21 protein-coding genes are annotated in these 23,387 nt (G+C 42.7%); 15 read left to right on the plus strand and 6 right to left on the minus strand.

Translation table 11 applies throughout. The features are described 5' to 3' along the window. Positions 1-3: 3 nt before the first annotated feature. Positions 4-672, minus strand: coding sequence for a GntR family transcriptional regulator (locus I1A42_RS06500; protein ID WP_161156064.1), 669 nt, complete (start codon positions 670-672; stop codon positions 4-6). A 154-nt stretch (positions 673-826) separates the two neighbouring features. Here I1A42_RS06500 and I1A42_RS06505 point away from each other — a divergent pair, with 154 nt between their 5' ends. From I1A42_RS06505 to I1A42_RS06545, 9 genes are all read left to right on the plus strand, one after another. Further along, a complete protein-coding gene (locus I1A42_RS06505; protein WP_196122961.1) occupies positions 827-1,873 on the plus strand; it encodes an ABC transporter ATP-binding protein in 1,047 nt (348 codons plus the stop codon). Continuing rightward, positions 1,863-2,927: an ABC transporter ATP-binding protein gene (locus I1A42_RS06510; protein WP_196122962.1), complete on the plus strand. Its 1,065-nt coding sequence runs from the start codon at positions 1,863-1,865 to the stop codon at positions 2,925-2,927. The genes I1A42_RS06505 and I1A42_RS06510 overlap by 11 nt, the downstream gene beginning before the upstream one ends. 36 nt (positions 2,928-2,963) lie before the next feature. Further along, positions 2,964-4,469 carry an ABC transporter substrate-binding protein gene (locus I1A42_RS06515; RefSeq protein WP_230389346.1) on the plus strand — a complete coding sequence of 502 codons (1,506 nt, stop codon included), beginning with the start codon at positions 2,964-2,966 and terminating at the stop codon, positions 4,467-4,469. Between the two features lie 71 nt (positions 4,470-4,540). Then, on the plus strand, positions 4,541-5,494 hold the full coding sequence (locus I1A42_RS06520; RefSeq protein WP_161156058.1) for an ABC transporter permease: 954 nt from the start codon (positions 4,541-4,543) through the stop codon (positions 5,492-5,494). After that, positions 5,494-6,372 (plus strand): ABC transporter permease, encoded by an 879-nt coding sequence (locus I1A42_RS06525; RefSeq protein ID WP_161156056.1) that lies wholly within the window; start codon positions 5,494-5,496, stop codon positions 6,370-6,372. Before I1A42_RS06520 ends, I1A42_RS06525 begins: the two co-directional genes overlap by 1 nt. A 15-nt stretch (positions 6,373-6,387) precedes the next feature. Beyond that, complete coding sequence (locus tag I1A42_RS06530) at positions 6,388-8,007, plus strand: gamma-glutamyltransferase family protein (RefSeq protein ID WP_196122963.1); 1,620 nt, start codon at positions 6,388-6,390, stop codon at positions 8,005-8,007. Positions 8,008-8,200: 193 nt separating this feature from the next. Beyond that, positions 8,201-9,124, plus strand: a complete 924-nt coding sequence (locus I1A42_RS06535) for a helix-turn-helix domain-containing protein (protein WP_161156052.1) — start codon at positions 8,201-8,203, stop codon at positions 9,122-9,124. A 147-nt stretch (positions 9,125-9,271) separates the two neighbouring features. Next, complete coding sequence (locus I1A42_RS06540) at positions 9,272-10,153, plus strand: arginase family protein (protein ID WP_196122964.1); 882 nt, start codon at positions 9,272-9,274, stop codon at positions 10,151-10,153. A 251-nt stretch (positions 10,154-10,404) separates the two neighbouring features. Next, a complete protein-coding gene (locus I1A42_RS06545) occupies positions 10,405-11,037 on the plus strand; it encodes a flavin reductase family protein (protein WP_196122965.1) in 633 nt (210 codons plus the stop codon). 29 nt (positions 11,038-11,066) lie between these two features. On the opposite strand, the gene I1A42_RS06550 is transcribed toward I1A42_RS06545, so the two are convergent. Continuing rightward, positions 11,067-12,026 carry a transposase gene (locus I1A42_RS06550; RefSeq protein WP_196122966.1) on the minus strand — a complete coding sequence of 320 codons (960 nt, stop codon included), beginning with the start codon at positions 12,024-12,026 and terminating at the stop codon, positions 11,067-11,069. A 520-nt stretch (positions 12,027-12,546) separates the two neighbouring features. On the opposite strand from I1A42_RS06550, the gene I1A42_RS06555 reads away from it, so the two are divergent. The 5 genes from I1A42_RS06555 to I1A42_RS06575 all read left to right on the plus strand — a co-directional run bounded on the left by I1A42_RS06555 (position 12,547) and on the right by I1A42_RS06575 (position 18,248). Continuing rightward, positions 12,547-13,320 carry a hypothetical protein gene (locus I1A42_RS06555; RefSeq protein ID WP_196122967.1) on the plus strand — a complete coding sequence of 258 codons (774 nt, stop codon included), beginning with the start codon at positions 12,547-12,549 and terminating at the stop codon, positions 13,318-13,320. A gap of 441 nt (positions 13,321-13,761) precedes the next feature. After that, on the plus strand, positions 13,762-15,261 hold the full coding sequence (locus tag I1A42_RS06560; protein ID WP_196122968.1) for a sugar ABC transporter ATP-binding protein: 1,500 nt from the start codon (positions 13,762-13,764) through the stop codon (positions 15,259-15,261). After that, positions 15,258-16,256, plus strand: coding sequence for an ABC transporter permease (locus tag I1A42_RS06565; protein ID WP_230389347.1), 999 nt, complete (start codon positions 15,258-15,260; stop codon positions 16,254-16,256). The genes I1A42_RS06560 and I1A42_RS06565 overlap by 4 nt, the downstream gene beginning before the upstream one ends. Before the next feature lie 4 nt (positions 16,257-16,260). Further along, positions 16,261-17,232 (plus strand): ABC transporter permease, encoded by a 972-nt coding sequence (locus tag I1A42_RS06570; protein WP_196122969.1) that lies wholly within the window; start codon positions 16,261-16,263, stop codon positions 17,230-17,232. Positions 17,233-17,261: 29 nt separating this feature from the next. Continuing rightward, a complete protein-coding gene (locus tag I1A42_RS06575; protein WP_196122970.1) occupies positions 17,262-18,248 on the plus strand; it encodes a sugar ABC transporter substrate-binding protein in 987 nt (328 codons plus the stop codon). Positions 18,249-18,328: 80 nt separating this feature from the next. Here I1A42_RS06575 and I1A42_RS06580 read toward each other — a convergent pair whose 3' ends face one another. The 3 genes from I1A42_RS06580 to I1A42_RS06590 all read right to left on the minus strand — a co-directional run bounded on the left by I1A42_RS06580 (position 18,329) and on the right by I1A42_RS06590 (position 21,239). Then, a complete protein-coding gene (locus tag I1A42_RS06580) occupies positions 18,329-19,258 on the minus strand; it encodes a helix-turn-helix domain-containing protein (protein ID WP_196122971.1) in 930 nt (309 codons plus the stop codon). A gap of 316 nt (positions 19,259-19,574) precedes the next feature. Then, on the minus strand, positions 19,575-20,258 hold the full coding sequence (locus tag I1A42_RS06585; RefSeq protein WP_196122972.1) for a cyclase family protein: 684 nt from the start codon (positions 20,256-20,258) through the stop codon (positions 19,575-19,577). Positions 20,259-20,315: 57 nt separating this feature from the next. Next, positions 20,316-21,239, minus strand: coding sequence for a DMT family transporter (locus I1A42_RS06590; RefSeq protein ID WP_196122973.1), 924 nt, complete (start codon positions 21,237-21,239; stop codon positions 20,316-20,318). A 498-nt stretch (positions 21,240-21,737) separates the two neighbouring features. On the opposite strand from I1A42_RS06590, the gene I1A42_RS06595 reads away from it, so the two are divergent. Continuing rightward, positions 21,738-22,688 carry a helix-turn-helix domain-containing protein gene (locus I1A42_RS06595; protein WP_196122974.1) on the plus strand — a complete coding sequence of 317 codons (951 nt, stop codon included), beginning with the start codon at positions 21,738-21,740 and terminating at the stop codon, positions 22,686-22,688. A 141-nt stretch (positions 22,689-22,829) separates the two neighbouring features. Here I1A42_RS06595 and I1A42_RS06600 read toward each other — a convergent pair whose 3' ends face one another. Then, positions 22,830-23,210, minus strand: coding sequence for a DUF4168 domain-containing protein (locus I1A42_RS06600; RefSeq protein WP_161158405.1), 381 nt, complete (start codon positions 23,208-23,210; stop codon positions 22,830-22,832). Positions 23,211-23,387 lie beyond the last annotated feature (177 nt).

The following is a 23,387-nucleotide window of genomic DNA, read 5'->3' on the forward strand; positions in this document are numbered from 1 at the left end:
TGGTTAAGCGACAATCGCTTTGGCGGAATGACGAATATGTTCTGCCAATACGGTCATTGCTTCTTCTTTGTTACGTTCGATAACCAGTTCTTTTAGACGGCGGTGATACTCTACGCTGGTATTGGCACTAAATTGAAAGGTCGCACTGTAGCGGCGATATCGGTCAAATTGTGCATTAAGGCTTTTCACAAAAAATAACAACCAGTTAGATTGCGAACCAGAGAGCAGGGCTTGATGAAAATCTTCATGGGCTTTATCCAGATCATCGCGGCTTTGTGGTGAAATATCACCTTGTTCATGGACTCTTTTTTCTTGTTGTGAGAGCAAATGATAAGCAGCAACGATCTCACTTTCCCACTTTAAATCACCTTTCTCAATTGCCATCTCTAACGCCATGCATTCGAGTTTAATTCGCGTGTTTGTGATGTCTTCAAAGTCAGCTTGAGACATTTCAGGAACACGAAATCCTCGCTGGCCTGAGTTAATCAATAATTGGCTTTCTGCTAAGCGTGATAAGGCTTCACGCAAAGGGCTATAGCTCACGTTATAACGTTCTTTGATCGACTCAAGCTTAATTTTTTCCCCGCTGGGATATATCCCATTAATGATGTCTTTTTTGAGGGCTTGATAGATCATTTCTGAGGTAGTTAGTGTTGTATTTTCCTCACTCATTATCGGTCACCTATAGCTTTTTCTTATTGTAAGTAGCGGATAGTATCGCAAAAATATAATTTTATACATATTAATTTAAATGTTGACCATTTTAAAAAATATCGATATTTTTGTTTTGTTAACACATAACAATGGAATTGTTACAGGAGGCGACATGGATCAGGAGCCGCTACTTGATGTTCAAGACCTGTACTTGAGTGTGCAAACACATCAGGGACAGGCACATATTTTAGATGGAGTGAGCTTTTCCTTACGAAAAGGGAAGGTGACGTGCCTCGTTGGTGAAAGTGGATGCGGTAAAAGCGTGACATCATTGACGATCATGGGGCTACAACATCCTTTAGTGAAAGCCAAAAATAAAGGGTTGTCGGCACAAGGCAGAATCATGTTTCAGCAGCAAAACCTGCTGGAATACAGTGATGAGCAGATGGAAACATTACGTGGCAATCAAATTGCGATGGTGTTTCAAGAACCAATGACATCCCTTAACCCTGTTCATACGATCGGTGAGCAATTATCCGAAGCGGTTCGCACTCATCATGCCGAACTTTCTGAGCAAGAGATCGAAGCAAAGGTGCTCAGTACGCTAGAAAAAGTACAAATTTCTGGTGCTGGACGTCTGGATGAATACCCGTTTCAGTTATCGGGAGGAATGCGTCAACGCGTTATGATCGCGATGGCACTCATTAATGACCCTAAATTGTTGATTGCCGATGAGCCTACCACCGCACTAGATGTGACCGTTCAAGCGCAAATTCTTAAACTCGTCAAAGAGTTGCAGCAAGAGCATGATGCGTCGATTCTCTTTATTACGCATGACTTAGGCGTTGTGGCCGAAGTGGCCGATGATGTTGTCGTGATGTATGGCGGCCATGTGGTCGAAAGTGGCCCGGTAGAAGAGGTTTTTCGCGATCCGCAGCATCCTTATCTTATCGGTTTACTCAATTCCATTCCTCGTATTGGTGAAAAGAAAGCCGAGTTGGAAACGATATCTGGCATGGTACCTCCTGTCACGAACATGCCGCAAGGTTGTCGGTTCAATACGCGTTGCCCGTTTGCTAACGAGCAGTGCCAGAAAAAGCCACCCCAGCATGATCATCAAAATGGTCATCAAAGCCACTGTTGGTTTACCCCACTAGAAAGCCATTTTTCGGTTGAAGATGAATACGCTCGCTCATTGGAGGCAACTCATGCCTGCTAAATCTATTTTAACCGCCAAAAAGTTAGAGAAACACTTTCCTAGTTCTGATGGTACGACGGTTCATGCAGTGAATGGTGTGAGTTTCGACGTGTATGAAGGGGAAACCTTAGCGATTGTCGGTGAATCGGGTTGTGGTAAATCGACGTTGGGGCGAATGCTACTCAGGTTACATGAACCAAGTGCTGGCGATGTTTTGTATAAAGGTGAGAGCCTGCGGGCACTTAAAAGCAAAGAGATGCGGAGTTTGCGCAAAGAGCTGCAAATGATTTTCCAAGATCCGTTTGCGTCATTAAACCCGCGTATGACGGTGTACAAAACGCTGTCTGAGCCACTTAAGTTACATCAATCATTGCATGGTAAAGCATTAGAGCAAGCGGTATTTGATTTGCTCGAATTGGTCGGATTATCAACGTTTCACGCCAATAGTTATCCGCAAGAATTCAGTGGGGGTCAGCGCCAGCGGATCGCTATTGCACGCGCCTTAGCCACTAAGCCAACGTTAATTGTGGGGGATGAGCCTGTTTCAGCATTGGATGTGTCTGTTCAAGCTCAGGTCATTAATTTAATGAATGATCTGAAGGCCAAGTTTGGTCTCACTATGATTTTGATTTCGCACGATTTATCCGTCATTGAACATATGGCCGATCGTGTCATTGTGATGTATTTGGGACAAATCGTAGAAATTGGTACAACAGAACAGGTGTTTAATCGTCCGAAGCATCCTTATACGCAAGCGTTGTTATCATCGATTCCTCATCCTGTGCCTGGGTTTAAGCAGCTAAAAACCTTAGAAGGTGAACTGCCTAATCCAAAGAATCTTCCTCAAGGGTGTTATTTCCGTTCTCGCTGCAAATTTGCTGGTATTCGCTGCGAGCAGGAGCATCCGCGTTGTGATATCGAGATCAATGCAGACCATCATGTCGCCTGTTTTCAATATCAGCAGGTACCGGAGTTTATCCCAGTGAAGCTCGAAGAACATGAATCTCATGATTATCAACTAAGACAGAAAATTTATCGGCAATTTTCCGAAGCCAAACTTGCGGCCGAATCGTAAGCAAGTCACATCAACTCATCGATATAAGGATATAGCATGAAAATGAAGAACTTGAGCCTATTGCTCTTAGCAGTGATGGCTCCACTAAGCAGTGCCTACGCAAAGGATCTGACTATAGGCATTAACTCTGATCCCGATGCGCTTGACCCAGATACCAGCAGTACCATGGTGGGCCGTGAAGTGTATACCTCTCTATTTGATAAGTTGGTTGATATCGACCAGCAACTCAACATTATTCCAATGCTCGCGACCAGTTGGGGCTGGGTGGATCACAACAAAGCGCTAGTGATGAAATTGCGTCAAGACGTAAAATTTCAGGATGGCACGCCATTTAATGCCGAAGCGGTTAAATTCAACATTGATCGTTCTATGAACCTAAAAGGCTCACGTCGTAAAGGTGAACTGAGTGTGGTTAAAAATGTGGAAGTGGTGGATGAATACACGGTCAAAATCAATCTGAAAAAACCGTTTATCCCATTGCTAGCAGCTCTAGCCGATCGTGCTGGTATGATGGTTTCACCAACGGCTGTGAAAAAAGAGGGCAAAAATTTTGCTCAACATCCGGTGGGAACTGGGCCTTATAAATTTGAATCTCGCGTTGCTCAAGACCGTATTGTCTTAGACAAATTTGACGGCTACTGGGATGCATCACATTACCACTTCGACAAAGTGACATTTCGTCCATTACCCGATTCTACTATTCGTTTAGCCAACCTCGAATCTGGACAGTTAGACATCGCGGAACGTATTGCGCCAACAGATATTGCCAAAGTAAAAAGCAACAACAAGCTGAAATTAGTTGAAGCAACCAGTATCGGTTACAACGGCATTATTTTTAACCTTGGATACGGTGTCAACAAAGATAAAGACATGGCGGTTAAAAATCCGCTGGTGCGTGAAGCGTTTGAATATGCCATTGATCGTAATGTCATTAATCAAGTGGTGTTTGCTAACCAATATATTGTTGATAACCAATGGGTAAGTACCGAAAGTGACTATCATGCGGATGGATTACCTGTGCCGACCCGTGATGTGGCTAAGGCCAAAGCACTGCTTAAAAAAGCGGGTTATGACAAAGGCGTGAGCATTGAATTAATGATCGCTAACACCTCAGAAGCTACGCAAATTGGTCAGGTCATTCAAGCGATGGCTGGAGAAGCGGGCATTAACGTCAAACTTAAAACCATGGAGTTTGCAACGTCTTTGCAAGTTGAGAATAAAGGCGATTATGAAGCTTACATTTTAGGCTGGAGTGGACGAGTTGATCCAGATGGCAACATTTACTCGTTTTACGGCGAAGGTGCGCCATTGAATGAAAATGGGTTCCACGACAAAGAAGTTCAGGGCCTATTGGATGCAGCTCGCACGGAACAAGACGTAGAAAAACGCAAAGCGGACTATGCCAAAGCAATGAAACGTGTTGCTGAGTTACGCCCTTGGTTATACCTATACCATCCAAAATGGCAGTGGGCGGTATCGTCAGATATTAAACACTTTGCGCCATTCGGTGATGGCATGCCACGTTTACGTGATGTGCAATAACCTCAATCTGTAAGTTTTAGTTTGAAATTAAGAGGAAAGGAGCTTCCTTTCCTCTTAGACAAGGAATGTCTATGCTTTCGTTCATACTCAAGCGCCTTTATACCGCAATTCCAACCTTGTTGCTGATTTCGTTGTTTATTTTTGGTCTACAAAAATTAATTCCGGGGGATCCTGCACTGATTTTGGCTGGTGAAGACCGCAGTCCTGAAGCTCTCGCATACATACGCGATATGTATCATCTGAATGAACCTTTCATTACTCAGTATTTTTACTGGATCAGTAACGCACTGACTGGGGATTTAGGCACTTCAATGAAAACCAGCCAGCCCGTGGTTGATTTATTGTTGTCCAAATTGCCTGTCACCATTGAACTGAGCCTTTTGGCCATGGCGTTTGCTCTGGTTATCAGTATTCCGATGAGTGTCATTGCGGCGGTCAAACGCAATTCCAAATGGGATATTGGCGCGAGTATTTTTGCGTTAGCGGGACAGTCCATCCCTAACTTCTGGCTAGGTTTTATGATGATTCTTTTGGTGTCAGTCAGTTGGGGATTGTTACCCGCTTCTGGTTATGTGAGTCCGCTTGAGAGTTTGTCACAGAACCTTGAAACCATGGTCATGCCAGCCTTTGTGCTAGGAACCGCGTTAGCGGCAACGCTCTTTCGCCATTCGAGAGGGGCGATGTTAGAAGTGCTTTCAGCTGATTATATTCGTACTGCACGAGCAAAAGGCGTAAAGCGTAAAACGATTTACTTAAAGCATGCATTACGTAACGCACTGATTCCGGTTGTGACACTCGCAACGATTCAGTTTGGTGAACTTTTGGGCGGCGCAGTGCTCACCGAACAGGTATTTACCATTCCTGGCTTGGGTAAATTGATTGTTGATTCGGTCTACAACCGCGATTTCCCTGTCGTCCAAGGTGTGGTGATGTTTTCCGCTCTCATGTTTATCTTAAGTAATATTTTGGCCGATGCGGCGTATTACTTATTAGATCCTAAGTTACGAATTCGGGAGGTTCACTAATGACTACGGCTGTAGTGACTACCAGACCAACCCCAACATTTTGGTCAAAACTGGCTACCAATCGTTCATGGATGAAGTTTCGTGCGAACCCCGTGGGCTGGATAGGGCTCATTGTGATTGTGGCCTTTGTGGTGATGGCGATTTGTGCGCCATGGCTTGCGCATTTTGAGCCAACGAAAACCAACTGGATGGCGGTTCGCCAAGCCCCATCGGCAACCTATTGGTTAGGCACTGATGAGATAGGGCGTGATATTTATAGTCGCTTACTCTTTGGTGCCAGAGCTTCGTTAATGGCTGGATTTTTCTCGGTCTTTATTGCGTTAATTATTGGTGTGCCACTGGGTATGATTGCCGGTTATTGTGGCGGTAAAGTCGACAGCGTAATTTCTCGCTGCACCGAAGCCATCATGGCGATGCCATCGTTAATTCTGGCTATCGCATTAGCAGCAGCGTTAGGCGCTAGTTTAACTAATGCTATGTTGGCGATCGGTATTGCGAACGTGCCGTTATTTATCCGTTTAACTCGCGGCCAAGTCATGACGGTCAAATACTTGGAATATGTAGAAGCCGCTTTCTCTGTGGGCACGTCTCACTTAGGTATCTTAGTGAAATACATTTTGCCTAACATACTCGCACCACTCTTTATTCAGGTCACTTTGTCTTTGGCAAGCGCCATTATTGCAGAGTCGAGCCTATCGTTTCTTGGATTAGGTCAGCAGCCGCCAGCGGCCAGCTGGGGCAGCATGTTAAATGCTGCAAAGGGTTTTCTTACTCAAGCTCCATGGATGGCTATTTGGCCGGGAATGGCAATCTTTGTCGTTGTACTGGCATTCAATTTATTTGGTGACGCGTTGCGTGATGCGCTCGATCCAAAGTAGTAAAAAGGATTATTTATGAAAATTCACTCAACAGATTACCCTTATGCATCGCAACGCAATGCGGTATACGGCACCAATGGCATGGTCGCAACATCGCAGCCACTTGCAGCCCAAGCTGGGATTCGGATGTTGCAAAATGGCGGTAATGCAATTGATGCGGCCATTGCCACTGCTGCGGCATTAACCGTGGTCGAGCCCACAGCGAATGGCATCGGTGGGGATGCATATGCGTTGGTTTGGATCAAAGATAAATTACACGGCTTGAATGCCAGTGGTTTATCTCCAGCATCAATAAATGTTGATGTACTAAAGGAGCAAGGCTTAACGGAAATGCCAACTTACGGTTGGACTCCAGTGACTGTGCCAGGAACGCCCTCTGCTTGGGTCGCATTAAATGAGCGTTGGGGAAAGTTAACTTTGCTTGAGTGTTTAACCCCAGCGATTGAATATGCCGAGAAGGGCTACCCAGTAAGTCCGACACTTGCGAAATATTGGCATAAAGCATTTGTAAAATTTAGCCAATTGAGAAATGAAGAAAACGGCGACGTTTATCAACAGTGGCTTAATACGTTTGCGCCAGAAGGGCGAGCTCCTAAACTGGGTGAGATTTGGCGCTCACAAGGCCATGCCAATACATTGCGGGCTATTGGTGAAAGCAATGGGGAAGATTTCTATCGCGGTGAGATAGCAAAAGCCATTGCGAAGGCAAGCAAAGCGGAAGGCGGGTTCATCTGTGAACAGGATTTACAGGAGCACAAAGTAGAGTGGGTTGAGCCGGTCAAAGCCAATTACCGTGGTTATGATATTTGGGAAATTCCACCTAATGGTCAAGGTATGATTGCCTTAATGGGATTAAATATTCTCAAACAGTTTAATGCACAAAAGCATAATGATGCAGACATGATGCACAAGCAGATTGAAGCAACAAAACTCGCGTTCGCGGATGGTCTCCATTACATTACCGATATCAATGCGATGCAAGTGGATCCGCAAGATCTATTGAGTGACGCATATTCGCAGCAGCGTGCCCAATTGATTACGGAACAAGCGCAAACTCACTGCCATGGCGACCCTAAATCAAGTGGTACGGTGTATTTGGCAACAGCCGATAATGAAGGCAACATGGTCTCCTTCATTCAAAGTAACTACATGGGCTTTGGCTCAGGTATTGTGGTTCCTGGCACTGGAATCGGATTGCAAAATCGTGGTCATACTTTCTCTTTCGATCCATCACACGCCAACTTTTTAGCACCTAAAAAACGCACTTATCACACGATCATTCCGGGTTTTATTAGCTATCAAGGGCAAGCGATTGGTCCATTTGGTGTCATGGGCGGCTTTATGCAGCCTCAGGGGCATTTGCAAGTCGCGATGAACCTGATTGATTTTAAATTGAATCCTCAATCTGCATTAGATGCCCCTCGCTGGCAGTGGATGAAGGGCAATCATGTTGAAGTGGAACAGGCAATGCCATCCCATATCATTCATGGGCTGTTGGAACGAGGCCATGAAGTGACAGTAAGCCCGGATAGTGGTGGTTTCGGTCGTGGGCAAGCCATTTTACGAGACCCTGGTAGTGCAGTTCTTGTTGGTGGCACAGAAGCCAGAACGGATGGCGCAGTCATCGCGTTTTAAAGTGTGGCTCACGCGTATTTTGCTTGATTCAATGCTCCAGTGTTACTGGGGCATTTTTTATATCTGTTCTCCACCGGAGGGAGAGGTGGGCTTTATCACTACTGTACCTTTAGTTCTTGGAACGTATATACTGGAGCAACGATTAACGGGCTAGATTGATTTGCTACATCGACTATTGGGAGGATCGAAGTGTATGGTTAAGCGTTTTTCCACACATGATATCGTTGATTCAGAACGCTTTGATTATTGGCAAGGTTTAATTAATTCAACCTATTATACGCCGACTTATAATCGACGCTTAAGCAGTGATGGCTTTGATGGATCGTTAGAAATCAAGCGATTTGGTGGTTCTCTGATTACTCGTATTAAATCGACACCGATAGAATACTGTGATTACAAACCTGATGAAAACGACAACATTCTTGTTACTCTTTCTTTTTGCGAGCACGCAATTTTGAACCAAAATGGCCAGACGCTTGAGCAAGGAGCGGGGGATATTTTGGTGTACGATAGTGCGCTACCGTTCTCCTGCCATTTCCCAACTGGGGACGATCAAATTGTAATGTCGATTCCTCGAACTCTTTTTTTGTCTCATATCAGTCAGCCGGATCGGGTGATTAACCAAGTGCTGAGTCGTCAATCGCCATTGGGCAATGTGTCAGTGTCGTTGATGGATAGCATCTGTCAAGTGAGTGAACAAGAGACGGGCATCGGCGATAAGATGATTTCATCGATGCTAACAATGCTTGATTCAGCCTACGAAGCCATTAATGAGCCCGTGTTATCTCAGAGAGCAAACCAAAAGCTCTATAAAGTGCAAAAATATCTTCTTGATAATATGGACGATGCTTCGCTCTCTCTTGAAACGATAGCCAACGACAATAACATGTCCTCGCGTACGCTGAATCGCTTGTTTGCTAAAGAGGGAACCACGGCAATGCGTTGGTTATGGCAACAACGACTTAACGCCTGTTATAAAGCATTAATGAATGCTCGTTATTCAACCATTACAGAAACGGCCTTTAGCTATGGTTTTTCCAATATGACTCATTTTAGTCGCTTATTTAAAGAAACCTACGGAGTGACGGCAAAACAGCTGGTTGAACAGCGACGTTAAACCCATGGCGCGATAAGCAAAGAGATTGTCTGTTTCAGACTAACGGATATAGATAGCTCGCTCTCATAATGGTTTCCGGATTAAAACCGTTAATCAACTAATAATATGGATGTTCAGTAGATGCTGAACATTGAGGAGTGAAGTTTTATGGCTGATACAGCACAAAAAAAACCATTACGTTTGGTTTTCCCTCAATGGCAAGGTGGTGATAATCCTCCGTACTATTTTGGTGCTCAATTATTAAACTGGTTAGCACCAACACCGAATGGCCCAGTTGAAGAAATTGCTGTTCGTGAACCAACTTCCGAAGTGCTGCAAATTGAGCAAGGTATTGTCGGCCGCTCTGTGTTACTTGAACAACTTCATGATGCACGCGCTAAAATTGAAAAACACCAACCAGATAGCATTGTGATTATCGGCGGTGACTGCTTGGTCGATCTTGCCCCATTTGCGTATTTGAACGAACGCTATGATGGTGAATTGGCCGTTCTTTGGGTAGACGCTCACCCAGATATCATGAGTAAAGAACAGTTCGAACATGCGCACGCACATGTCTTAGGCCAATTACTCGGTAATGGGGATGAAGGCTTTACTGAAGTCGTTAAGAAACCTATCAAAAGCAGTAACGTCTGCTACCTTGGTGTAAATGAACCGACTGACTGGGAAGCGGGTGAAATGGATCGTCTTGGTTTGAAAAATATTTCTCCAGAGGAATATGCCCAAAAAGGTAATCAAGCAGTCATTGATTGGTTTAAATCAACGGGGGCTAAACATCTTGCGATTCACCTCGATTTAGACGTTATCGATCCTGCGACATTCAAAGCACTATTGTTCGCTCAGCCTGATGCAGAACCGGATGCATTCGAAGGTATCGCAACGGGTAAATTGACTATTGCTCAAGTGATCAGCGCGCTCCAAGCAGTGAGCCAAGAAGCTCAAGTCGTCGGTATTGGCGTGGCTGAACACCTACCTTGGGATGCGATCGCAATGAAAAATATGTTAGCCAAATTGCCTCTTATCGGCGCATAAACCTCCTTTTTATTAAGGACAGGCACCTTTATGTGGGTTGAAATCATACAACATTAAAGGGACAGACACTTTAAGGTGTTCTAAAAATAGAAAAGGCAGTATACGGATAAAGTTGCTGCCTTTTTTGTTTCGTTGTTATCCTGTTATCACTAAGCAGTGAAAGGGAACTTGAGTCGAGTTATCGATATTTTCGCTGCATTAGTTGAAACGCTATGAAATACATTGAACTATTGCGACGTAGGAGAACGGTTATGCCATCATCTAACTATTATTATGAACCACAACAGGGCCATGGCTTAGCGCATGACCCATTCAAATCAATCATTGCACCGCGCCCGATTGGTTGGATTTCTACTCGTTCATCTCAAGGTATTGATAACCTAGCGCCATACAGTTTTTTTAATGCATTTAGCGATACACCACCCATCATTGGGTTCTCTTCGGCTGGTTGGAAAGATTCGGTAGAAAATATTAAACAAACAGGCGAGTTTTGTTGGAATATGACAACGCGTGATTTGGCGGAAAAAATGAATCAAAGCTGCGCGGCTATTCCTTCAGAAATGTCTGAGTTTGAATTCAGTGGGTTGACTCCAGTTGAATCAAAATTGGTCAATGTCCCTCGAGTAGAAGAATCTCCAGTTTCATTTGAATGCAAGTTGACCCAGCTCATCCAGCTCAATAATGCTGAGCAACAAGCGATTCCATATTGGTTAGTCTTAGGAGAGGTTATCGGTGTTCATATCAATTCTGATTTTATTGAAGATGGTGTATTCCAAACGATTAAAGCTCAACCTGTGACTCGCGCTGGTGGTCCAACGAGTTACTTTGGTATTAGTGAAGCCACGGAATTTGATCTGGTACGCCCTCAATATCCGAGCAAATAGTAAGAAAACTATTTTGATGGCAAGGTGAGTTATACGGCGAGCCCTAGTAGGCGCTTTTTATTCATGGATCGTTTGGCATTTGATAGTTTCTCTTGGCTGCCGATCCACAAATAGCCTTTTTGCTCAAGCTGAGTTGATGTGTTTAAAAAATCCATCACTTGGGCATCGAGTCGGGAAAAGATATCAGGCAGATTGCTATCTAATGTGACTGAGTCTGTTTTTGTCTGGTATTTAGCAATCCAATTAACTAACTCAAGGTAATCTCGTAAGTTATATGGAATAGCATGAGTTAGCTCTCCCTTTTGCGATGTTTTAAAAGGGCACAAGGCGGTAGGTGTCTGTACTTGCTCTTTTAGCGACGTTACACGCAGTTTTATAGATGTGTACTTTGATTGCTCTGGTGTTACTTCTATGCCAGCTCGGACAGGGTTTAAATCCACATATGCCATTGCTGCGAGTAAAGCGGTTTCATCTAAAAGCGCGTGAGATCTAAATCGACCTTCCCAAAAATGTCCGGTGCATTTATCTTCTCGGTTTGCCATCAATGCTATGGACATATTTAATTCTTTCATCATCCAACTTAGAGAAGATAATCTCTCTCGCCAAAGCTCGACAACTTTCATACAAGCCCTAAGAGCATGTTTATCCATGGGTAAACCATGTTTGAACTGAGTGATTAATGGATCAATCTTGTGCTCTGCTGACCAACGTTCAACAACCTCTAGATCTGTTAGCTTTTCGGCCTTTTCTTTATTTATGTGCACGACTAGATGATAGTGATTACTCATAACGGAATATGAACAAATATCGATGCAGTAAATATGTGCTAATTGATGAATACGTTGCTCAATCCAGTGACGACGGTGCTCATAACTTTGATTTGTAACGGGATCTTTGCCACATAGAAAAGAGCGCCGAACGCAACGCGAGACACAATGGTAGTAGGGCGTGATCGTCAGATCTATTTGTTGTTTGCGAGCAATAGTCATAATAAATCATGTATGGATAAACAGTATTTGTATCTTGATGATGCTGACCCCAATTGAACATTCTCACTATAAAAAGTTGAGACGCACTTCAACAAAAAGAGTTCAATTAGAGTGCCTGTCCTTCTTTAGGGTACATGAGATAAACTCCCGTTCTAGAAAACGCAGCAATGTCACCCATCATGGGGGGGCAATGAGATGAATAAGCAAATGAATACAAGGTTACAGAAAATAAAAAATTGAAATGCGACTAAATGGCAATTTCATTTTCCAATTTAATGATCTTAATTTTTTCTTATTGGAAGCTAAGTGATGTTTTATGAAGTTGAAATATAAATTGATTGTGATGATGCGTTTTATAACTTAAATAAATAAGGATTTATTTTTAAAAATTAATTTTTATTTAAAAAGTAAAATAATTATTTTGTGATCTATGCGCGAGAGGTACTTCTCATTTTTATAAATTATAGCAGCCATAATATGACTATAGTTGATTATAAGAAATGTAAATAAGGGGCTTTTTATGGCTACGTTTACCTTAAAAGTAAACAAAAGAGTGGTGTGGGAAGAGGAGCAACAACGTGTCAATACAACACTTTCCGCACAGTATCAATCGCATTTTCGACCACCAGAATTGTCCGCCAATGATGTAAGCCCAAATAAGGTATTACCCGTGGTTGACGCATCTATTGTTGAATTTGATCGTGATGGTTTCCCAACCAAATTGCTTGGGGTAACGGATGAATCTGGTGTCACTGACATTCGATTTGATCGTCAAGGGCCATGTCGTATTCGTATCAGTGCTCGTGGTTATACGCCGGAAGATATTGTGCTGACAACGGCTGATTTTGAAAAACAGAATAACTGCGTATCTGTTGTATTAAGAGAAATGGACATGATGGCTTACTCAGGTGGTCATGATTTGGGGATTATTACGAGTGCGTTATGGCGTAAAGCCGATGATAGTGAAGGGGCGGCGTTTGAATTTTCCGCATATGGTTATGTAAGATTCGCTCATCACTTGAAAGATTTGCTACAACAAGAATTTAAGCCCTGTTATTTAAATCCAACTCAAGAGGCAACTAACCAAAGCCACCTTTATGTTCGTCGGCATGCTGCGTTTGATCCTCAAGATATATTTTTATGTCATGGACTATCGATTCGTTTTCCACAAGTACATGTAATGGAAGTGATTAATTTATTTTCTGATAACCAAGTGGCTGAAAAATATGTTTATCTAGGGCATAAAACAGGGGATGAACACGCTGGAGAACAAGTGTTAGCAGTTCTACGTTAATACGTGATTGAACTATAAATAAATTATAAAGCTAATAGTTAAAGATATTGAAAATATTAATTTCACGCCAGTAAAGTTCAAATTATATGATGATGCTCAATCAATAGCGGCAGTGGCTTTTGTGGCCTTACTGCCGCTGTAGCTATAAAAGTCGTTTTATTTTATTGTAAATAAAAATCTGTCTATATAAATATCAGCGCCTGTCCTCATAAATAAGGTCACGTTTACCAAAGTGTCGATGCCTGTCCCCGCCAATATGGTCTGCTTTTTTTGATTTTTAGTGTCTGTCCCTATCAGTATGCCGTGGCTAACTGAGCACAAATGTTGGCTTGTAAGAGCAAGTCTGATGTTATTGAGTGTGGCTATGATGGTGTTTTGTAGTTTGGTGTGTCAGTTGTCTGGCACAGCAATAAATATGTCTAGGGAAAGAGGCATCATTTTATGGATAAAAATGACATTTTATCAGCCAGCCACATTTCAAAGCGTTACGGAGGGGTGTTTGCGTTAAAAGACGTTAGCTTCTCGTTGAAAAAAGGCGAAATTCTTGGCCTATGTGGTGAAAATGGCGCGGGTAAGAGTACGCTGGTGAAAATTCTTGGTGGGCATGTTACTCCCAATGAGGGCACTCTGACTATCGATGGCAAGACTATTGTATTCGGTAAACGTGTCGATCCCGCACTCATTACTATCGTCCATCAAGAGCTCTCTATTCTTCCTGATTTAACGGTTCTAGATAACATTACACTTGGCATTGAAGATAAAGGTTTTTTTTATCGGAGAGGCAAATGGCATGCCTTTGTTGAAGAAAAGCTTGCCGAGGTCGGTTTATCTCATATTTCGCCTAATCAGTTAGCAGGCGAATTATCACTTGCTGAGCGTCAATTAGTCGAAATTGCGCGTGGTTTAGCCAGTGGTGCTAAGGTGCTGTTACTCGATGAACCAACGGCGACTTTATCTGATGCCGAAATCAACAATGTATTTCGAATTATGCGTCGTTTAAAAGAGCATGGCGCCACTATGGTGATGATCAGTCACCGCTTAGATGAAGTGTTTGAAATTACCGACCGAGTGACGGTGTTTCGTGGTGGGGAGCATATTTTTACGGCTTCAACCAAAGATGTAACTAGTGAAGAGTTAGTTAGCGGAATGCTCGGCCATGAGGTCAAACGTGGTGAAATGCCGCCAGTTAGAAAAGTAGGAAGCCCTATTCTCGAATGTCATCAAGTCATGCGTCATGGTGACTACGGACCGTTTGATTTTCAATGTGGCAAAGGCGAAATCGTTGCACTGGTTGGTCAATTAGGCTCTGGCGCTGATACGTTTCTTAAATCATTAGCCGGTCTTGCTCCTGTTGATGGAGGAACCATTTCGTTAGCCGGCACTCAGATAGATTTAACATCGATTGCTAAAGCCGATAAACAGGCTATTTCTTACGTTCCAGAAGATCGAGCAGGTAAAGGGGCATTTCTTGAGGCACCTATTGGAATTAATCTCACTTCGCGCGCATTAGATCGATTATCAAAAAAGGATGTGTTGAATCGTAAGCAAGATTCACAATATGCCACTGAGTTAGCAACACTGTTTACTCTTGATCCCACACGTAATCATCAAGCGGTATCAACGCTGAGCGGTGGTAATCAACAAAAGGTGGTGTTAGGTAAAGCGCTTGCTACCGACCCAGAATTATTACTGCTCAATGAACCTACACGAGGTGTGGATATCGGCGCACGTGCCGATATTTATCAGCGATTACGTGACAAGGCTGATAATGGGTTGTCGATCATTTTTTATTCAACCGATTTAGAAGAAATTCTCGATTTTGCTGATCGTATCGTCACTGTATTTAAAGGCGGTATTGTTCGTAATGCACTGCGAGCAGACGTGAATCGAGAAATAATATTACAAGATATTTTCACGGGAACAGAAAGGAGCGCAGCATGAGTGACATCATGATCGCTAAATCATCAGGGACGATGAATGTTAAGTCTATGACTGCACAGTGGTTCGCGCCAACGCGCATTCAAGCAACCGCAGTACGCATTGCGACGTTATTGCTCATTGTTTACGCCGCTGTGTGTGTGCAAGGGTTTGCTTCATTACAGAATTTAAGTTCCATTATTTTTACAACAGCATCGGTTGGTATCGCTGCATGTGGTCTGGCCTTAGTGACCATTAGCGGTAACTTATTTATGCTCTCCATTGGTGCAACTACGTCGGTTGCCACCATCGTGTTTGTCAGCTTATTAAGTTTTGGTATTTTTCCTGCTGTCCTAATGACACTTGCTTTGGGAGTGGTGTTGGGATTAGTACAAGGCGGTGCCATCGGTCGTTTTAAAACTAATCCAATCATCACATCGATTGCTGCTTCGTCCGTGATTACCGGCCTAGGCAGTTGGTTTTCTGGGGGAAGAACATTAACCAGTGATGTCACTGTGCATTGGTTAGGGGTTGGCTATCTAGCTCCTGGAATCCCGAATCAAATCATTATTCTGGCTGTTATGCTGGTAGCGACAGAGTTTTTTCTATCCCGTATGCGTTTAGGTCGTGAAATTCAACTGTTGGGTACGAATGAAAACACAGCCGCGTTATCAGGATTACGAGTAAACCGTGCGGTGATGGCGGCTTATATCTTTGCCTCGGTTGCTGCAGTTATTTCTGGTATTTTGATTGCTTCACAAGCGTCACAGGGTAACTTATCGCTTGGGTCTGGTTTAGATTTTAGTGCGATTGCTGCAGTTTTAGTCGGTGGTATTGCAATCAATGGTGGACAAGGGCGCATTTACGATGCGGCCATTGGTGCTTTCTTTCTTTCAATCATCAGCAACATTTTGCTGTTACGCGGCTACTCACTTGATATCCAGTTAATGGTAAAAGGGGCTGTTGTCTTGTTCTCTGTCCTACTTGGGGCATTAATGACCCGAAAATATAGGAAGTAACCACATGAAATCATTATCGAAATGGAATCCATCGGATGTGGTTCGTCTAGCTTTGTTTATTGGCGTGCCAGTTTGTTTCTCACTGAGTAATAGCATTTATCTTTCCGGAGGCAACCTGTTTGCACTCATGCAAAGTTTCGCGCTCGTTGGGTTGGTCACTCTTGGTCTTGCATTGACCATGATTGTCGGAGAGTTCGATTTATCTGTCTCTTCAATGGTAGCTGTTGGCGGCCTAATTTTGGCTAAAACCGGTGTTGATAGCGCATGGGTTGGGGTCGGTTGTGCTGTAGCGTTTGGTGTCGTAGTCGGTATTATCAATACACTATTGGTGATAAAGCTTAAGGTTTCTTCGTTAGTTACTACGCTCGGAGTAATGATTTTACTTTCTGGTTTTGCCTACTGGATTGCAGGTGGACAGGTTGTTCCTTACTTCAATTTCGATGCGTCAGATGTGCTAGACCAGCAGATGGCCTATCTCTTTTCACCACGTATTTTAATTACGATTGTAGCCATGTTGGCGGTGTTTATCGTATTAACATTTACCCGATTAGGTCGTGATATTTACGCCACTGGGAGCCATCGTCAATCAGCAATGATGAGTGGTGCCAAAACATCAGCATCACTGTACTTTGCGTTTATCTGTTCTGGTGCCTTCTCTGCTCTTGCCGGAGCGCTCATCTCAATCAGTCTTGCAACGGGTTCGCCAACCTTGGGAAGCACATTGTTAGTGCAAGCGGCATCGGCTGCAATTTTAGGCGGCGTATCTTTAAATGGTGGTGTGGGTAAAGTAGGTAACATCGTTATCGGTGTTTTAATTCTTGCAGCGCTAAACAATGGATTAAGCCTTGCAGGAGTGAGCTCAGCAATGACGTTACTTGTGAACGGTATTGTGTTGGCTGGCGTCGTCATGATTAACGGTGAACTTGGGGATATTTTGAAAGCGAAAGCCTCTCGTTCCACACAACAAAAAGCATAATTTTTTCAGACTATATGGAGCGTAACTGAATGAAAAAATTTACAAAAATAATGGGTAAATCAATAGCTGCTGGCGGTTTGTTAGCAACAGCCATGACGATGTCTACTGCCGTACAAGCGGCACAGGATAAAAACATTATTCTGTTACAACCAACAGAAGAGTGTACGTATTGTGCAGATTACAAACGCTTTTTTGCCAAAGATGCCAAAGCCGCTGGCTTAAATTACGAAATCACTACGAGTGTGTTTGATCCATCAAACCAAGCAAACCAAGTGGAACAAGCTATTTCCAAAAAACCAGATGCAATTGTGTTGTGGCCGGTCGATGTGAATGCATTAATTCCTTCAATGCGGAAGATTAAAAAAGCGGGGATTCCTCTGGTTATCAGTGATGCGATGCCAAATGAGTATTCAAAACCGTTTTGGGATGTATACACTGGCGGTAACAGTGAGGCTATTGGCCGTGAATCAGCTAAAGCGATGGTTGCTGCATTTAAGGCGAAAGGTTATGGCGATAAAGGGCAGATCTTCGCGATTACTGGCACACCTGGTGCGCCAACCAGCTTAGGGCGTATGAAAGGATTTACCGAAGAGTTACATAAGTTGGCACCAGGAATTAAAGTTGTTGGAAAACAATCAGGTAACTGGGATCAAAACGTGTCAATGACAGCGGCATCTTCTTTCTTTACTCGCTACGGAGATAAGGTGCAGGGGGTTTATGCGGTCGAAGATTTGATGATGGCTGGGGTTATCGTCGCAGCAGAGCGCTCAGGTATTGATCCGAAGAAACTGGCATTGGTAGGCGTAGGCTGTGAAGTAACAGGCTATAACAACATCAAAAATGGTAAGCAGTTTGCGACCGTATTGTCTGATGCATACAGCGATGCAAAATATGCCGTTGATGCAGTGGTAAAACTGCTTGATGGTGTGAAGCAAGATAAATATCGCTATATTCCTAATCCAATGATTACCAATCAAAATCTTAACGAGTGTAACTTAGCTGACACTAAAGCTTAGTAATGCGTTAAAGTATAAAAGGGCGACCGTTCATTTGAACTGTCGCCCTTTTTATTGGGTAAATGATAATGAAAAATTAATTATTCGATTAACGATTTAGGTGACACACTAAAACGTTGACGAAAGCTGCGGCTAAAATGGGATAAATCCTTAAAACCAAACTGGTAAGCTGCTTCGGTCACATTCCTCACTTTTCCTAAACTGAGCGCATTATAGGCGGCTGAAAGGCGTTGAGATTGAAGCCATTGGCGAGGTGTTTCCCCTGTTTCAGCAAAGAGACGAGAGAGGGTTCGAGTCGAGATATTTTGCGCTTTTGCGATGGTGTCTAACGATAAGTTTTCATCCGCAAGATGTGCTCTTATATAAGATTTTATTTGCTCTAAGTGACTATCATTGAGGGCAGGGACTGACGTCGTACTCACCGCTTGAGTCAGGGCTGTCGTCATCATTTCTAACGCTGGTTTAATCAGCTCATCATTGACAATCAGCTCTGGCGATGTGGCAATTAAATGGCTTTCATTCACAAGCGAACGCATGAGTCGATTATAAATCGAATGAGTGGGAATGATGTTTCCTCCAATTGTATCGATATTAGCGACTTTTGCTTGAATGATCGGACGCGGAAGACGTATTAACGTTGCCTTATAGGCCTCTTTATAGCGAAAAGAATAGGGCCGACCAGAGTCATAAATTAAAATATCTCCTACAGATTGCCGAACTTGACGGCCATTTTGTTCAAAATAACCACTGCCCTCGGTCATTATTGAAACGAAGATATCATCTCGATCAATCAGGTTTAGATCAGATTTACGGCGATCATAATCAATAGCGTCTGATGTGACATCGCTGATTTCTGAACAACCAAATTCTGCCACTGATGTGGTGGCATTAAATTCGTTCAAACTAGGAATTTTACCTAAACATGGGGCGTAACATTGAAATACAACATCATTCCAATAATCAAATCGTTCTTTAGATTGAATGTTATCGGTTGAAAATATGTGGTTCATGAAACACCTCTTATGCTTAATGCCTATGCAGAAAATTAAGCAAAATTGATGCCGTTTTATTAGTGTTTTATTTGAAAATAAAATATATAACTAATTGTTTTTATTGTATTAAATAATTAATATTTTTCTATTTTGTTGTTGTGGTAATTAATGTGGTATTAATGATTGTTTTTGGTGCAAAAGATGCATTAAATTGAGGATTTATTATAAAAAGAGTAAAGTTTTGCGCTTTTTTTGTGCAGTGACTTATAGAGAAAAATAAGGATAAAAAAGCCCAAGTAGACTACTCGGGCTAAGCAATATTAACGGATCGTATTTAGTATACAGCGGCAAAAACGCGAGCTGGGAAACTCGCCATTGGTACGCGTGGTGGAACCGCAGAAAGATATGCATTCTTACCTTCAATGGCAGAGATATTGGTCATATCTTCGCAAATAACAACACCATTACTCAACAAAATGTTGTGAACAGGTATAGCGGCCCCTGGGTTGTTAATGTTGTCTACCAGTGGAGAGTCAATACCTACCAACGCAGCGCCTTGTGCGACGAGGTATTCAGCTGCTTGATTAGATAAATAAGGGCAGTTTTCACCGTAGGCTTCTGTGTTGAAATACTGAGAATGTTTGCTATTTAGAAGCACTGCGCATCCTTTTATATCTAAACCAGAAAAATCTTCAATATCGAAAAAGATGCGGTTGTCGGGTTTATTGACGACAACCACAGGAAGGTTAACCAGTTTTTCTAATGGGTAGTCACAGATTTTGTGTCCATTTGGATCTTCATGGAAGGGCGAGTCGATGTATGTACCAGAGATCCCAAAGATATTTAAACCATCAATGAGTGCGTTATTTTCGAAGCGCGGCAGGTGTTCGTACACATCAACATGACTCATCCCTGGGTAGGTTTGCATGCCGTGTTCGATTTGATGATTTAACTCAATAAACTCTTTAATCGGTGTAGGTTTAACAACTTGGGTTGTCGTGGTATCGATAACAGTCATAGTGATGTCCTTTTCAAGCAGGATAGTGCTGAGCAATCAGCTCAACACTAATTGGGTTTATAACGAGCTAGTAGAAGGTTGTCGTTTTTTGAAAAACTTCGTTATATCCACTTCAGATAAAATAATAGAAAGAATGATGATCGCCGTTGCAAATAGGCCGACAGAGGTGACGGATTGATCGTAAAACAGAGCTGCCGTGATCATAGAGGCCACTGGTACGACAGACACACAAATACCGGCCGATGCTGATGAAATCTTGGTCACGCCTTTGAAGAAAAACATATACGGAACAGCCCACACGAATACGCCGTAATAGATCATAATCGCGATATTATTGCCTGTGAGTGACGAAATGGAATAGTTTTGCAACTCAGATATCGTCATCGGTATTGAGAACACCAATCCAGTCAGGCATACGCCAGCCGCCATCGACATTGGTTTTAGTGAACACTGCAGTTTGCCAGCTAAAACAATATTTAAAGCGTTAGATAAGGTAGACAGCAGTAAAAAGATTAGACCTAGTGCCGTTGTATTACCGCTATTTCCCCCTGAAGGCAACGAGATAACGACCACACTCACAATCGCCAAAATAACGGATAAAGCGACACTAAATGTGAGTTTTTCGCGAAAAAAAAGTGTCGAAATAACGACAACGAATGCAGGAGCTGCACTGGTAATCACCGAGGCAGTGGTTGCTGAGGTGGAAGGCAAACCGTAAAGCAAAAAAACACTGTAAAGCACTGCGCCTAACAAAGAGAGTATTGCCACAATTCCCCAATCTTTCATACTGATTTTAAACCAGTTAGTTTTTTCTGATTTGATAGTAATAGGGAGTAGAAATAAAAAACCGATTGCAAAGGTAATGCTAGTGAACGTCCAAGTCGGTACTTCTTCCATTGCTTGCTGCGCAATCGGATAACTCGAACCCACCAGAACAAAACAGAGTGCCACATAAATGAGGCCGATTAATTTGCTCGACATAATTGCTTCCTTGTCTTATTGCCGCATCCTGCGGTCTGCCCATTGAAAAGTATTATCAATGATATTTTTCATGGTGATGAGCGATAAACAGTTCGCTCATCGATAAATCTAATAACTAAGGTATAACTGGACGCTACGGCGTGCTTGTCTAAAAAAGCGCGATTTTTTGACTGATTAGGAACTGATATGAGTTTTAGTGCATTTCAACATAAAATGTTAGCTTTTCAGTGCATGAACTTGGTGCGGCAATATAAATGGTTGCACCATGCTGGTTTGTTAGGTGTTTGTTTTAAATGATCCCTCATTATTATTGAACATAATATTATATTTTTTGCTTGTCTGAGAACGACAACCTGTTTTTTCAAAAGGACAGTTTTTTTGCTTAAGACACCAAAATTAAGTCGGTAAACCTATTTCTAATCTGTAGGCAGTTTAGGCACGTAACTTGCTCCCACCACATGTAGTTATGCCAAGATTGAGCAAAAGAAGGATACGAGAATGATGGATAAAAGATTTGATACTGCAGCGATCAATTTTGAACGTTGGCGTTCGATTGCTACGGATGCGATCATTCCTCTTCATTATGAATGTGATAGAGAGTCAAACTTTTCTGGTATTTTGAGTGCTCACCCAGTCGGTAAACTTCAGGTTGCCCACCTAAAAGCTTCACCTCATTCTGTGCAGCGTTCACCGCGGCTTATCCATCATGCACGTCACGATCAATTGGTGTTTAATTGGTTGCTAAACGGGCAATGTCACGTCGAGCAGGATGATAACCGTAATCGGGTTAATCAAGGTGCCATGTGGCTATGTGACGCGAGTCGTCAGTATCAATTAGAATTTCCTCAGACTTTTGATCTGGTCAGTATTGTTTTGCCCAAAGAAGGGATTAAACCGTACTTTTCAGATTTATCTCAACTGGTCTCACTTGATCTCAGTCAGCGTAGCGAAATGGCATCATTTGTTAGCGCGCATCTCCAGTTATTAACGCAAACGTCGCAGTTCAGTTCTCCCCTTGTTGTTGAAAAAGTCACCCGGCATACGATTGATTTGCTCGTGAGTTTGTTTGCTGAAACGCTTTCTGAGCAAAAACATCACTTAACCCATAGTAAAGCGAGCATTGTTGTGCGCGTTAAACAATATATTGATCACCATGCGATGGATGCGGAATTAACGGGGCAAGAAGTGGCAGATCAAATTGGTGTTTCAACACGTTACATCAATCAACTTTTGAGTGAAGAAGGGTTATCGCTAAGCCGTTTGATTTGGCACGATCGAGTGCTTAAATCGGCGGAGTTACTGCAGGATAATCAGAATACCCATCGCAGTATTTCGGATATTGCATATACCACAGGCTTTAATGATGTGGCCCATTTTAGTCGTACCTTCAAAAAGCATTTTGCGGTTACACCGTCTCAATACCGTCGCCAAATTAATAATCCGCTTTAAACAAGAAAAGCCCACTTATCTGGCACGGAAAAGTGGGCTTGATGTTTATCGATATGAACTAAATGTCATTAAGGACGTTATAAGGACAGGCACTGTTCGTTGAGGAGTCTTTTGAGAGGATAACCTCACAAAGATGACCAGTTAGCCTGCTTTCTGTAGTTGTGAAATACGCGAGCGCAGATCTTTATCCGTTTGTAGTGCGCGAGCGATCTTGTTGTAGTCTTGCACAGATAAGCCAGTGTCTTTCACCGCTTTTACCATGCTTTCATTGGCTTGTTGTTGAATTTTTTGTGCTGCATTTTGATCTTTAGTTTGGCCCAGTTTCGAAATCGCACTTTGGCGAATCGAATTTACCGATTTTTCTGCTTCAACAAAAAGCGAGAGTTCCTTATCAGAAACTTTCACATTTTGCGCTTGAGTTTGAGCCTGTGGCTGCGCTGTTTGTTGACCGGCAGCCAGTGCTGACGTTGAAACGCCTGCGCCTAGTGCGGTTACGAGTGCTACGAGCGCTAATTTACGCATGATGTGCTCCTTTCTGAAGGTTTTTCTAAATGTCCCTTACTACATAGCGAGAAGCATGCCAATTTTTCTATTTTTATTAACCTATTGTTTTATTTGAGTTATTTTTCAATGTAAATTCTAGGCTAAATTTTGTCGGATGATTTGTGTTTACTTGTGTCACCCTTTAACCTGACTTGT

This window comes from Vibrio nitrifigilis (genome assembly GCF_015686695.1).
In the GTDB taxonomy this organism is placed as follows: domain Bacteria; phylum Pseudomonadota; class Gammaproteobacteria; order Enterobacterales; family Vibrionaceae; genus Vibrio; species Vibrio nitrifigilis.

Bases quoted from the DNA above. Each gene is read 5' to 3' on its own strand.
- I1A42_RS06530 (WP_196122963.1), top strand. From the start codon at position 6,388: ATGAAAATTCACTCAACAGATTACCCTTATGCATCGCAACGCAATGCG.
- I1A42_RS06555 (WP_196122967.1), top strand. From the start codon at position 12,547: ATGGCTACGTTTACCTTAAAAGTAAACAAAAGAGTGGTGTGGGAAGAG.
- I1A42_RS06585 (WP_196122972.1), bottom strand. From the start codon at position 20,258: ATGACTGTTATCGATACCACGACAACCCAAGTTGTTAAACCTACACCG.
- I1A42_RS06560 (WP_196122968.1), top strand. From the start codon at position 13,762: ATGGATAAAAATGACATTTTATCAGCCAGCCACATTTCAAAGCGTTAC.
- I1A42_RS06510 (WP_196122962.1), top strand. From the start codon at position 1,863: ATGCCTGCTAAATCTATTTTAACCGCCAAAAAGTTAGAGAAACACTTT.
- I1A42_RS06545 (WP_196122965.1), top strand. From the start codon at position 10,405: ATGCCATCATCTAACTATTATTATGAACCACAACAGGGCCATGGCTTA.
- I1A42_RS06535 (WP_161156052.1), top strand. From the start codon at position 8,201: ATGGTTAAGCGTTTTTCCACACATGATATCGTTGATTCAGAACGCTTT.
- I1A42_RS06550 (WP_196122966.1), bottom strand. From the start codon at position 12,026: ATGACTATTGCTCGCAAACAACAAATAGATCTGACGATCACGCCCTAC.
- I1A42_RS06505 (WP_196122961.1), top strand. From the start codon at position 827: ATGGATCAGGAGCCGCTACTTGATGTTCAAGACCTGTACTTGAGTGTG.
- I1A42_RS06565 (WP_230389347.1), top strand. From the start codon at position 15,258: ATGAGTGACATCATGATCGCTAAATCATCAGGGACGATGAATGTTAAG.
- I1A42_RS06500 (WP_161156064.1), bottom strand. From the start codon at position 672: ATGAGTGAGGAAAATACAACACTAACTACCTCAGAAATGATCTATCAA.
- I1A42_RS06520 (WP_161156058.1), top strand. From the start codon at position 4,541: ATGCTTTCGTTCATACTCAAGCGCCTTTATACCGCAATTCCAACCTTG.
- I1A42_RS06590 (WP_196122973.1), bottom strand. From the start codon at position 21,239: ATGTCGAGCAAATTAATCGGCCTCATTTATGTGGCACTCTGTTTTGTT.
- I1A42_RS06580 (WP_196122971.1), bottom strand. From the start codon at position 19,258: ATGAACCACATATTTTCAACCGATAACATTCAATCTAAAGAACGATTT.
- I1A42_RS06525 (WP_161156056.1), top strand. From the start codon at position 5,494: ATGACTACGGCTGTAGTGACTACCAGACCAACCCCAACATTTTGGTCA.
- I1A42_RS06575 (WP_196122970.1), top strand. From the start codon at position 17,262: ATGAAAAAATTTACAAAAATAATGGGTAAATCAATAGCTGCTGGCGGT.
- I1A42_RS06570 (WP_196122969.1), top strand. From the start codon at position 16,261: ATGAAATCATTATCGAAATGGAATCCATCGGATGTGGTTCGTCTAGCT.
- I1A42_RS06515 (WP_230389346.1), top strand. From the start codon at position 2,964: ATGAAAATGAAGAACTTGAGCCTATTGCTCTTAGCAGTGATGGCTCCA.
- I1A42_RS06600 (WP_161158405.1), bottom strand. From the start codon at position 23,210: ATGCGTAAATTAGCGCTCGTAGCACTCGTAACCGCACTAGGCGCAGGC.
- I1A42_RS06540 (WP_196122964.1), top strand. From the start codon at position 9,272: ATGGCTGATACAGCACAAAAAAAACCATTACGTTTGGTTTTCCCTCAA.
- I1A42_RS06595 (WP_196122974.1), top strand. From the start codon at position 21,738: ATGATGGATAAAAGATTTGATACTGCAGCGATCAATTTTGAACGTTGG.